This window comes from Streptomyces sp. NPDC060209 (assembly GCF_042728155.1).
Taxonomy (GTDB): Bacteria; Actinomycetota; Actinomycetes; order Streptomycetales; family Streptomycetaceae; genus Streptomyces.
Map to the genome: position 1 here is coordinate 1 of NZ_JBHWZS010000333.1, position 9,346 is coordinate 9,346.

Sequence of the window (9,346 nt, forward strand, 5' to 3'; positions counted from 1 at the left end):
GTGCCGCACGGGCGGTTGCCGTCCGCGGGGGCTCCGCCCCCGGTGCACGGGCCGTGTTCACAGGCCCCGGGGACCGTCGCCCGCCGCCGTGGACTCGGCCAGCTTCTGGAACTCACCCAGGTCGTAGTTGGCCAGCGCCGAGTCCAGATTGGTCAGGGCTCCGAGGTGTTCCACGAAGCCGCTGGGGTCGTACTCGATCTGCAGGGCGACCCGGCTGGAGGTGTCGTCGAGCCGGTGGAAGGTGACCACGCCCGCGTGATGTACACCCTCGATCGTCTTCCAGGCGATCCGGTCCTGCGGGACGACCTCGGTGAGCTCCGCGACGAAGCCCTTGTCGGCGCCCGGCAGGGACAACTGCCAGGAGAACCGGCGCTCATCCATCGGATCGACCCGCCGCACGTGGCTCAGGAACTTCGGCCATTGCGTCACATCGCTCCACAGAGCCCAGGTGACGCTGACCGGCGCCTTGATGTCGACGGTTTCGACGAGGGAGGAGGACATGGAGAACAACCCCTTCTTTGCTCGGTTACGCCTTGCGCTGCCGACTACCCGATAGGCGGCAGCGCACGCATGCCCCTCCGCCTTCGGCCCCGCCGGCCGTCACCCGGCGGCGCTCGGCAGTACACACGGTCAGAGGGCCTCGGTCCGCGACTCGACGCGGTCGCGCCTCGCCTGCCGCCGGGCTCCGCCGTCGCTCACGAGGCTTCCAGCGCGGCGCGCCAGACAGCACTTTCCACGTAGTGGTTGTCGAATCGCTCGGCGGATTCGGCGATCTCCTTCGGGTCCGCCTCACCCCTCATGACCCTGCCGAGCAGACGCAGGTACGCGAAGCGGTCCATGGCGCGGTCGAACACGAACAGGACGTCCGCGGTGCAGCCCGGGGCGGCGGCGAATGCGTGCGGGATGTGGGGCGGGACCGCCAGGAAGTCGCCGTCCCGCAGGACAGTCACCTCGTCGCCCACCAGCACGCGCAGGGATCCGCCGATCACGAAGAACAGCTCGGTCGCCTTGGTGTGGAAGTGGGCCGGCGCCCCCACCGCCCCCTCGGCGAAGGTGGACCGGTAGCTCGTGAAGCCGCCTTCCGTGTGGCGGCCCTCGCCGAGCAGGCGCATCGTGCTGCTCGGGTCGACGCAGGTCTCGGCGTCGGCGTGACGCGTGAGCACCGGCAGGGACGAGGTGATCGTGTTCTCGGTCATGGACACGATTTTATGACCGCACATGCCCAGTACCCAGAGCCATTTGGGCACGAGGATCCTGGGCCAATCAGGCCGCCCACGAGCCGTTCCCATCAAGTTCGCGTGGTGTGCTTCGAGTTCGCACCGCCTGCCACGAACACCGGTGCACCGAACCGGTGTTACCCGACGCACTCCGGGCGCGCTGCCCGCTCCGTAGCACCCGCACGAGCGCCGTTACGACCGCGGTCGTCGCCTCCTGGAGTGGGACGGTTCGTCGCCGCATTCCGTAGCGCCGCCGGCACGGCACCACCGGCGGGACGCGTGCGCGGTCGGCCGCAAGGAATCGACGGCGGCGAACCGCGGCTTCCCCGGGCAGGCGTGACCGGGGAAAAGCGGTCGCGCCCTGTTGCCTGAGCCGTTAACTTCCCTCGGAGCACGGTGAGGTGCGGGACGCGGCGGCAGAGGGAGCCAGGAATGGATACCGAGGGTACGCGGACCGATCGTCTGGGCTTGCTGCTCGGCCAGTTCGACCAGGCCAGGGAGATGGCCCAGGTGCGGCTGACGGGGCTCGGCGACGATGAGTACTTGTGGGAGCCGGTGGCCGGTTGCTGGTCGATCCGGCGCCGGGGCGGGGCCGCGACGCCCAGGGCGTACGGGCCTGGCGAGTGGGTGATCGACAAGGGCTCGCCGGACATCCCGGCCAACGAGTACGCCGAGGTCGCCCGGCAGGCCGCCGGAGGCATGACGGTCTCCAAGATCGCCGATGACTGGAGCGTGAGCGTCGAGCGGGTCGAGCAGGTCCTCGCCCACACCGGTGAGCCGGAGCCCGACGAGACTCCGGTGACCACGATCGCGTGGCGGCTCGGGCACCTGCACTCCTGCTTCGCGGGCCAATGGGAGTGGACCTTCGGCGAACGGCGGGAACCGAAGCTGCTGGTCGATTTCACCCCCTCCGCCGCCTTGGCACTCGATCGGTTCTGGGCGCTGATCGACCGCTGGCGCGACAGCGTGGCCGCCGTCACCGAGGAGCAGCTCGACACGGTCGGTTTCTCGCAGTACCCGTACGGCTCCGATCCCGACGACCCCTTCATCGCGGTGCTGGCGGGTGCCAACCTCGAATTCATCCACCACATGGCCGAGATCTCGTTGCTCCGCGACCTGCGGCGGGGAAGCTTCACCGCACCCGGGTAGCCGCCGGCACGCCCCGAGGGTGCCCAACGGCGGCTTCTGGTGTTCACCGCGGTGCAGGGCACCCAGAGCCTTGCGAACCTTCAGCTCGTGTCCTTCCTGCGTGGACAGGACGGACGGGGCGTGAGCGTGTGCGGTCCGAAGGTGTGCGTGCTTCAGTGGATCGGTGAGCTGCAACGGGGACGAGGGCGTCCCTCGGCGGAAGGGCCTTTCATGAAGTTCGCGGTGATCGGCGGTACGGGGCTGATCGGATCGAAGGTCGTAAAGAAGCTGGACGCCGACGGACACGAGGCGGTGCCCCACTCGAAGTCGACGGGCGTGGACGTCGTGACCGGCGAGGGACTGGACCAGGCGGTCGCCGGCGCCGACGTCATCGTCAACCTGACGAACTCCCCGACCTTCGACGAGGCCGCACCGGTCTTCTTCCGACAGTCGATGGACAACCTGCTGGACGCCGGCCGGAAGGCCGCGGTGCGGCACTTCGTCGTGCTGTCCATCGTCGGCGTGGACCAGGTGCCCGAACTGGACTACTACCGCGCCAAGGCACTCCAGGAAGAGATTCTCGCAGCGGGAACGATCCCGTACTCCATCGTCCGCGCCACGCAGTTCATGGAGTTCGTCGACGCGATTCTGAGCTGGACGGCCGACGGCGACACCGTCCGGCTGCCCGCCACCCCGATCCAGCCGATCGCCGCCCAGGACGTCGCCGACGCGGTCGCCGTAGCCGCCGCAGCCACTCCCCTGCAGGGGATCCACAACATCGCAGGACCCGAGGTCTTCACTCTCGACGAACTCGGCCGGATCACTCTCGCGGCCCGATCGGACAGCCGTACCGTCACCACGGACGACACCGCCGGGATGTTCGCGGTCGTCCGCGGAGACGTCCTCACGGGCAAGGACGATGCCTCGCTCGCCCCCACCCGCTACGCGGACTGGCTGGCGTCACACTAGTGTTCCGCCGGCCTGCGGGGGCGGTTGCCGTACGGCGACCCCATCCCCCGAGGGGGGTCGTGGCACTCCTGGGCTGAGGGCCCCCGGTGAGGGCTGCCTGGAAGGAGTCGCCGGCACGCCCCGCGGTTGGGACATGACCTCCTCCTCTGCATCGGCCTCGACCGAATCCACATGTTCCGCTCCCGCCGCCGAACCCGGTCGTCCACTCGCCGGGCGGGTGGCGGTGGTGACCGGGGCCACCAGCGGCACTGCGTCCGGCCGACCTCGTGCAATCGGCTCCGCCGGCGGCCGCAGCACACACGCCCCTGCGTGAGTACGCCCTCGATCCGCAAGGGCTTACTCAGGCTGGGGCGTGCCGGCTCCTCGGCCGACGCCGGATGCCGTGCTGCGGCAGGCCACCGCCGCCGACACCGGGATGAGATTCACGTCACACGCACCTCCTGTCACATTTCACCGGGTCATCCCGGTCATTGGTGTGTAACCGCAAATCGGCTAGGAGACCATCGTGGAATCACGTCTCAACTACTTCGGCCACTCCCTCGGGGGCAAGGTGCTGAAGCACATCAACTCGGCCGGCAAGGTGGTGTCGGACTCGACACTTCCGGCCGTGATCCAGGAACTGGTGAAGATTCGCGCCAGCCAGATCAACGGGTGCGGATTCTGCACCGACATGCACACCAAGGACGCCGCGCACGCGGGGGAAACCGTGCAGCGCCTCAACCTGGTCGCGGCCTGGCGTGAGGCCAAGGCGTTCACGGAGGCGGAGCGCGCCGCCCTGGAGCTCGCGGAACAGGGCACCCGCATCGCCGACGCGGCAGGTGGTGTCACCGATGAGGCATGGGCGAACGCCGCCAAGCACTTCGACGAGGACCAGTTGGTCGCCCTGATCTCCCTCATCGCCGTCATCAACGCCTACAACCGGATCAACGTCATCAACCAGCAGCCCGCCGGGGACTACCAGCCCGGCCAGTTCGGCTGACCTGCGTCTGTCCCCCGGTCGGCACGGTCCGCCTCCACGCCGCTCCCCGACGCGGCGGGAGACGGATCACCGGCGCGGGAACATCGAACAGAAGGACCAGCACATGCCCCTCACCGACCTTCCGCACTTCACGGACCGCGTCGCCGTCGTCACCGGGGCCGGATCCGGCATCGGTCGTGCCACGTCGATCGCCCTGGCCGAAGCGGGCGCACACGTCCTCGGAGTAGGTCGCCGCAAGAACGCCCTGGAGGAGACCGCTCGCTCCCACTCCGGCATCGCGATCCTGCCGCTCGACATCTGCGAGGAAGGCGCCGCGGACACAGTCGTCGACACCGCTGTGAAGCGGTGGGGCCGACTCGACCTGCTCGTGAACAACGCCGGAACCACTGCTCTGATGCCCCTGGCGGAGACGGACCGGGCCGTGGTCACCGGCCTGTTCGACCTCAACGTGACGGCTCCGAGCATGCTCGCCCACGCGGCTCTGCCGCACCTGCGTGACACCTCGGGTTCCATCGTCAACGTCTCGAGCACCTACGGCCACCGCCCTCTGCCCGGAGGGGCGCACTACGCCGCCACCAAGAGCGCACTGGAGCAACTGACACGGAGCTGGGCACTCGAGCTCGCATCGGAGGGCGTACGGGTGAACGCCATCGCCCCCGGCCCCACGGAGACGGATGTCCTGGCCGCCGCGGGTCTGTCCCAGGACACCATCGACGGGATTCGGCAGCAAGAACGCGAGCGCATCCCGACCGGCCGCCTCGGCGACCCGAAGGACATCGCGGACTGGATCCTGCGCATCGCCGATCCCCTCGGCGCGCCCGTCACCGGTCAGGTACTGACGATCGACGGCGGTCTCGAACTCGTCTGATGCGGTGGGCAGCCCCTGGGTCCGGAGGTGCGGAGCCCGGACGCACGTGGTCAGAGGGGCTTGAGCCGAGTGCGCAGAAGGCAGAATTCGTTGCCTTCCGGGTCGGCCAGGACGTGCCAGCTCTCGGTCCCGGTCTGGCCGACGTCGACGGGTGTGGCCCCGAGAGCGAGCAGCCGCTCCAGCTCGGCGTCCTGGTCGCGGTCGGTGGCGTTGACGTCGATGTGCAGCCGGAGCTTTTCGGTCCGCGGGTCGCTGCTGGGGCTGAGGACGAGCGTGGGCTGCGGGCCTCCGAAACCGGCGTCGGGCGGCCCGATCTCGATGCTTCCGTCGTCCTCCCGGCCGATTTCGACGTAGCCGAGGACCTTGCTCCAGAACGCGGCGAGCCGGTCGGGGTCCGCGACGTCGATGACCAGCTCACTGATGCGGCATGCCATGCCCGACAGTTTACGTCCGGGGGACGTCGTGTGTTCCTGCACAGGCGTGAACGTCACCAGGCATCGACGCGCATCGCGGCGGGCGTCCTGCGGCGGCTTGTAGCATGGTGATCCAGAGCTGGAGGACACGTATGCGCGCCGGGAACGAACCGGACTCCCTCGACCGGGCAACCAGGGATTTCATGGGAGCACGTCCTCAGCTCTTCGGCATCGCGTACCGCGTGCTCGGCAGTGCCGTGGAAGCCGAGGACATCGTCCAGGAGGCGTGGCTGCGGTGGCAGAAGACCGACCGCGCCAGGATCCACGAACCGGCGGCCTTCCTGGCCACCGTCACGGCCCGCCTGGCCATCAACCTCGCCCAGTCCGCGAGAGTTCGCCGCGAGTCCTACACGGGGTCCTGGCTTCCTGAGCCCGTCGACACGAGTGCGGATCCGCAGCTGGGCGCGGAACGGGCGGAGGCGCTCGATCTGGCCGTTCTCTTCCTCCTGGAGAAGCTGAACCCCGTCGAGCGGGCTGCCTACGTCCTGAGGGAGGCCTTCGACTACCCGTACAAGCGCATCGCGGACATCCTGGAGACGAGCGAGGCCAATACGCGTCAGCTGGTGAGCCGTGCGCGGAAGCATCTGTCCGCGGAACGCAGGGAGCCGGTCAGCTCCGACGCCCACCGGCGGCTGCTGGAAGTGTTCCTCGCCGCGGCGCAGACGGGCAGTCTGTCGGCGCTCGAAGACGTACTCACGGCGGATGTCGTCAGCCACTCCGACGGCGGAGGTGTGCGTGGGGCATCCAGGATTCCGGTCATCGGGCGTCCGCAGGTCTCCAGGTACCTCGCGGCCTTCGCCCCGCGTTTCTGGCCTCGGGCGGATGTTCGCTGGGTCGAGGCCAACGGCAGGCCGGCTGTCCTCGTCTCGGCCGAAGGCACAGCAGTGGCGCTCCTGTCCGTCGATGTGTCGGCCCGGGGTATCGAACACATCATGTGGGTCATGAATCCCGCCAAGCTGTCCCCCTACGTGGCTTCGCTGGACGGGTGAACCCGGCCCTCACCCGCAGTTGGCCGGTCCGGGCGTCCCCGGAGGCCGGGCGTCTGCGCGTCTCAGCGCCGGGGCCGGCCCGCCGGTGGAGTCGGTCCGAGGAGAGCTCTGATCTGGGGGACCTATGACGGCAGCGGACGCGCCGCCCATCGTCCTCGTTCACGGGACACGTTTCAGCGCGGGCAGTGGAGCCCACAACTCGCTTCGCTTCAAGGGGACTTCTCGGTTGACGCCGTCGCCCTGCCAGGCCACGGCGCCCGCTCCGCCCAATCCTGGAGCCTGGACGCGGCGACGGAGATCATCGCTTCCGCGGTGGACGCGCTGGACCACGGGCCGGCTCTGGTCGTCGGGCACTCACTCGGCGGATACGCCTCGTTGGAGTTCGCGAGGCGCCACCCGGAGCTGCTGCGAGGGCTGGTCCTCGCGGGGGGCGTACGAGCGCGGAGACGATGAACGCCCTGGCCGGCGAAGTGCGCCTCCAGCCGCCCGGGGTGGGGCGGCAAGTGGCCCGGGGTGGGATCATCAGCCCGCCCTGGCCCAGACCTGACGCGGTGCGAAGCCTTCACGCCGCAGCCAGTGCTCGGTGTAGACGATTCGCTCGGCCTCGATGACAACCAGCGGCCCAGAAGGTGGTTCGTCCAGTGAACGCGACCGCTCGACGTGGTCGGACTGCCAGCGGAATGCCGGCCGGTAGTGCTCGACGTCGGGGTCGTCCTCGGACAGCACGCGAGCCCGCCCGAAGAGCTGAGCGCCTCGGCTGCTGGCCTGTCCGACCAGCGGAGCGAAGATCCCCACCGACACCCTGGGGTCGGCGCCGAGGTTCCTCATCTTCGGCGACCGCGCGGCCGCGCTGAACATCACCGCGAAGTCCAGATGGAAGTACCGCACGGGCGTCGCGAGCGGCCCTTCGGGTCCGGCTGTCGCGAGCACACACATGTTCTGCGACGACAGCAGGTTGAGTATCCGCTCTTCCAGACGCTCTCGATCGAGACGTCTCTTCGGCGAGGGGCCGGCCAGCCACGGGTTGGTCACAGGCATGGTCGAGTATCCCATCCGCGCTCCTCCGGCTCCCCCGGCCTGAGCCGCTTCGACCGTGGGCCGTACCACCGGCGAGATCTCGGCCGTTTCACCTCATGCGGCCGTTGCTGTCACAAGTAGAGCCGCTGCCTTGTCTCTCCTTGTACAGACGGAACGCGGCAGGTGTCGGTGAGCAGCTCACCGCAGTGTGCGCGCCGCACCGTGAAGACCCCAGGAAGGAACTCGTCATGAAGGTCGTAGTGATCGGGGGAACCGGGCTCATCGGCTCGAAGCTGGTCTCCGAACTCGGCAAGCACGGGCACGAGGCGGTCGCTGCGGCGCCCGGAACCGGCGTCAACACTCTCACGGGTGAGGGCCTGACCGACGTCCTGATGGGCGCGGCGGTCGTGGTGGACGTTTCCAACTCCCCCTCGTTCGAGGACGCGGCCGTGATGGAGTTCTTCCGCACCTCCACGACCAACCTCCTCGAGGCGGAGGCCGAAGCCGGTGTGACGCACCATGTGGCGCTGTCCGTCGTCGGCACCGAGCGTCTCCAGGAGAGCGGGTACTTCCGCGCCAAGCTGACGCAGGAAGAGCTGATCGAAGCGTCCGGCATCCCCTACTCGATCGTCCACGCCACCCAGTTCTTCGAGTTCATGAAGGGAATCGCCGCCTCGGCCACCGATGGCGACACCGTGCGTCTGGCCCCCGTCAGGATCCGGCCCATCGGATCCGACGACGTGGCGGCAGCCGTATGCCGCACCGCGGTGGGCGCCCCCGTCGACGGGGTGGTGGAGGTCGCCGGACCCGACCAATTCCCGCTCGACCAGCTCATCCGCGAAGGGCTCGCGGCCAGTGACGACCCCCGCACGGTGGTCACGGACGTGCACGCCCGGTACTTCGGTGCAGAGCTCCAGGAGACCACTCTCCTGCCGGGTCCGGACGCGCACATCACCGAGACCCGGTTCGCCGACTGGCTCGCGCAGCAGCCGTAGGCCCCGCGGTGCAGCATGCCGTTCACCGAAGTCCGGGGCCCTTCACGGTCGTCGTTGCACGGCGTCGGCGATGACCGCCGACACGAGCTTGCTGACGACCGCCGTGGCCGTCGGGCCCGCGTCGCGGTCCGCGAACAGGAGATGCCCGCCACCGACCAGGGAGAGGGTGAGGGAATCGATGTCGGTGTCGGCCGCGATGCGGCCCAGTTCACGCTCGTCGGCCAGATAGGAGGCAATGGCGGTCGTGGCCTCGGCGAGGATCGCGATCCCGCCTCCCGGCCTGGTTTGCCGGAGCCGTGTGCGCAGCTCGTCCCGGAAGGTGATGAGCGGGATGATCGCCACCGGAACCGGACCGAACAAGGTGGCCAGTGCGCTGGTGAGGTTGTCCGCCACCGTGCCCGTGCCGGCGGACTCTCGCAGGGCGGCCGCCTGCTTCTCTAGCTGAGCGGCCCGTTCGAGCACGAGGTCGGTGAGGAAGGCGTCGAAGTCGGCGAAGTACCGGTGCATCACGCCTTTGGCGCAGCCCGCCTCGTCGGTGACGGCCCGGCTGGTCAGCCCGTTCGGCCCGTCCCGCAGAAGCACCCGTTCCGCAGCGTCGAACAACTGCTGCCGCGCGTCTCGAAGGTGCACCCCGGTCGGCACTCTCAGCTCCTCTCATGGCGTCACTCCGCCCAACACCCGTTGCCCAGTGGGCATGCGCCCACTAAAGTG

General features: G+C 69.1%; 12 protein-coding genes. 7 read left to right on the plus strand and 5 right to left on the minus strand.

Going from position 1 to position 9,346, the window contains the following annotated elements; translation table 11 throughout:
- Positions 1–57: 57 nt before the first annotated feature.
- Together ACFWFI_RS37065 and ACFWFI_RS37070 are read right to left on the minus strand one after the other, a co-directional pair.
- A complete protein-coding gene (locus ACFWFI_RS37065; RefSeq protein ID WP_387399215.1) occupies positions 58–501 on the minus strand; it encodes an SRPBCC family protein in 444 nt (147 codons plus the stop codon).
- A gap of 194 nt (positions 502–695) precedes the next feature.
- On the minus strand, positions 696–1,196 hold the full coding sequence (locus ACFWFI_RS37070) for a cupin domain-containing protein (protein WP_387399217.1): 501 nt from the start codon (positions 1,194–1,196) through the stop codon (positions 696–698).
- Positions 1,197–1,649: 453 nt separating this feature from the next.
- Between ACFWFI_RS37070 and ACFWFI_RS37075 the strand changes: the two genes are divergently transcribed.
- The 4 genes from ACFWFI_RS37075 to ACFWFI_RS37090 all read left to right on the plus strand — a co-directional run bounded on the left by ACFWFI_RS37075 (position 1,650) and on the right by ACFWFI_RS37090 (position 5,161).
- Positions 1,650–2,366 carry a DinB family protein gene (locus ACFWFI_RS37075; RefSeq protein ID WP_387399219.1) on the plus strand — a complete coding sequence of 239 codons (717 nt, stop codon included), beginning with the start codon at positions 1,650–1,652 and terminating at the stop codon, positions 2,364–2,366.
- Positions 2,367–2,576: 210 nt separating this feature from the next.
- Complete coding sequence (locus tag ACFWFI_RS37080) at positions 2,577–3,314, plus strand: SDR family oxidoreductase (protein ID WP_387399221.1); 738 nt, start codon at positions 2,577–2,579, stop codon at positions 3,312–3,314.
- 505 nt (positions 3,315–3,819) lie between these two features.
- Entirely contained in the window at positions 3,820–4,293 is a 474-nt protein-coding gene (locus ACFWFI_RS37085) for a carboxymuconolactone decarboxylase family protein (RefSeq protein ID WP_387399223.1), read from the plus strand.
- A 103-nt stretch (positions 4,294–4,396) separates the two neighbouring features.
- The gene (locus ACFWFI_RS37090) at positions 4,397–5,161 is read left to right on the plus strand and encodes an SDR family NAD(P)-dependent oxidoreductase (RefSeq protein ID WP_387399226.1); all 765 of its coding nucleotides are present in this window, start codon (positions 4,397–4,399) and stop codon (positions 5,159–5,161) included.
- Positions 5,162–5,211: 50 nt separating this feature from the next.
- Here ACFWFI_RS37090 and ACFWFI_RS37095 read toward each other — a convergent pair whose 3' ends face one another.
- Positions 5,212–5,595 carry a VOC family protein gene (locus tag ACFWFI_RS37095; protein WP_387399229.1) on the minus strand — a complete coding sequence of 128 codons (384 nt, stop codon included), beginning with the start codon at positions 5,593–5,595 and terminating at the stop codon, positions 5,212–5,214.
- A gap of 131 nt (positions 5,596–5,726) precedes the next feature.
- Between ACFWFI_RS37095 and ACFWFI_RS37100 the strand changes: the two genes are divergently transcribed.
- The gene (locus ACFWFI_RS37100; RefSeq protein WP_387399232.1) at positions 5,727–6,623 is read left to right on the plus strand and encodes an RNA polymerase sigma-70 factor; all 897 of its coding nucleotides are present in this window, start codon (positions 5,727–5,729) and stop codon (positions 6,621–6,623) included.
- 240 nt (positions 6,624–6,863) lie between these two features.
- Positions 6,864–7,076 (plus strand): alpha/beta fold hydrolase, encoded by a 213-nt coding sequence (locus ACFWFI_RS37105; RefSeq protein WP_387399239.1) that lies wholly within the window; start codon positions 6,864–6,866, stop codon positions 7,074–7,076.
- A gap of 69 nt (positions 7,077–7,145) precedes the next feature.
- Here ACFWFI_RS37105 and ACFWFI_RS37110 read toward each other — a convergent pair whose 3' ends face one another.
- Positions 7,146–7,676 carry a pyridoxamine 5'-phosphate oxidase family protein gene (locus ACFWFI_RS37110; protein WP_387399234.1) on the minus strand — a complete coding sequence of 177 codons (531 nt, stop codon included), beginning with the start codon at positions 7,674–7,676 and terminating at the stop codon, positions 7,146–7,148.
- Between the two features lie 212 nt (positions 7,677–7,888).
- On the opposite strand from ACFWFI_RS37110, the gene ACFWFI_RS37115 reads away from it, so the two are divergent.
- Complete coding sequence (locus ACFWFI_RS37115) at positions 7,889–8,635, plus strand: SDR family oxidoreductase (RefSeq protein ID WP_387399236.1); 747 nt, start codon at positions 7,889–7,891, stop codon at positions 8,633–8,635.
- Positions 8,636–8,677: 42 nt separating this feature from the next.
- On the opposite strand, the gene ACFWFI_RS37120 is transcribed toward ACFWFI_RS37115, so the two are convergent.
- Positions 8,678–9,277 carry a TetR/AcrR family transcriptional regulator gene (locus tag ACFWFI_RS37120; RefSeq protein WP_387399238.1) on the minus strand — a complete coding sequence of 200 codons (600 nt, stop codon included), beginning with the start codon at positions 9,275–9,277 and terminating at the stop codon, positions 8,678–8,680.
- Between the last annotated feature and the right edge of the window lie 69 nt (positions 9,278–9,346).

Excerpts from the sequence above, each read along its gene's own strand:
- ACFWFI_RS37070 (WP_387399217.1), bottom strand. The coding sequence starts at position 1,196 with ATGACCGAGAACACGATCACCTCGTCCCTGCCGGTGCTCACGCGTCAC.
- ACFWFI_RS37095 (WP_387399229.1), bottom strand. The coding sequence starts at position 5,595 with ATGGCATGCCGCATCAGTGAGCTGGTCATCGACGTCGCGGACCCCGAC.
- ACFWFI_RS37075 (WP_387399219.1), top strand. The coding sequence starts at position 1,650 with ATGGATACCGAGGGTACGCGGACCGATCGTCTGGGCTTGCTGCTCGGC.
- ACFWFI_RS37080 (WP_387399221.1), top strand. The coding sequence starts at position 2,577 with ATGAAGTTCGCGGTGATCGGCGGTACGGGGCTGATCGGATCGAAGGTC.
- ACFWFI_RS37065 (WP_387399215.1), bottom strand. The coding sequence starts at position 501 with ATGTCCTCCTCCCTCGTCGAAACCGTCGACATCAAGGCGCCGGTCAGC.
- ACFWFI_RS37110 (WP_387399234.1), bottom strand. The coding sequence starts at position 7,676 with ATGGGATACTCGACCATGCCTGTGACCAACCCGTGGCTGGCCGGCCCC.
- ACFWFI_RS37100 (WP_387399232.1), top strand. The coding sequence starts at position 5,727 with ATGCGCGCCGGGAACGAACCGGACTCCCTCGACCGGGCAACCAGGGAT.
- ACFWFI_RS37090 (WP_387399226.1), top strand. The coding sequence starts at position 4,397 with ATGCCCCTCACCGACCTTCCGCACTTCACGGACCGCGTCGCCGTCGTC.
- ACFWFI_RS37115 (WP_387399236.1), top strand. The coding sequence starts at position 7,889 with ATGAAGGTCGTAGTGATCGGGGGAACCGGGCTCATCGGCTCGAAGCTG.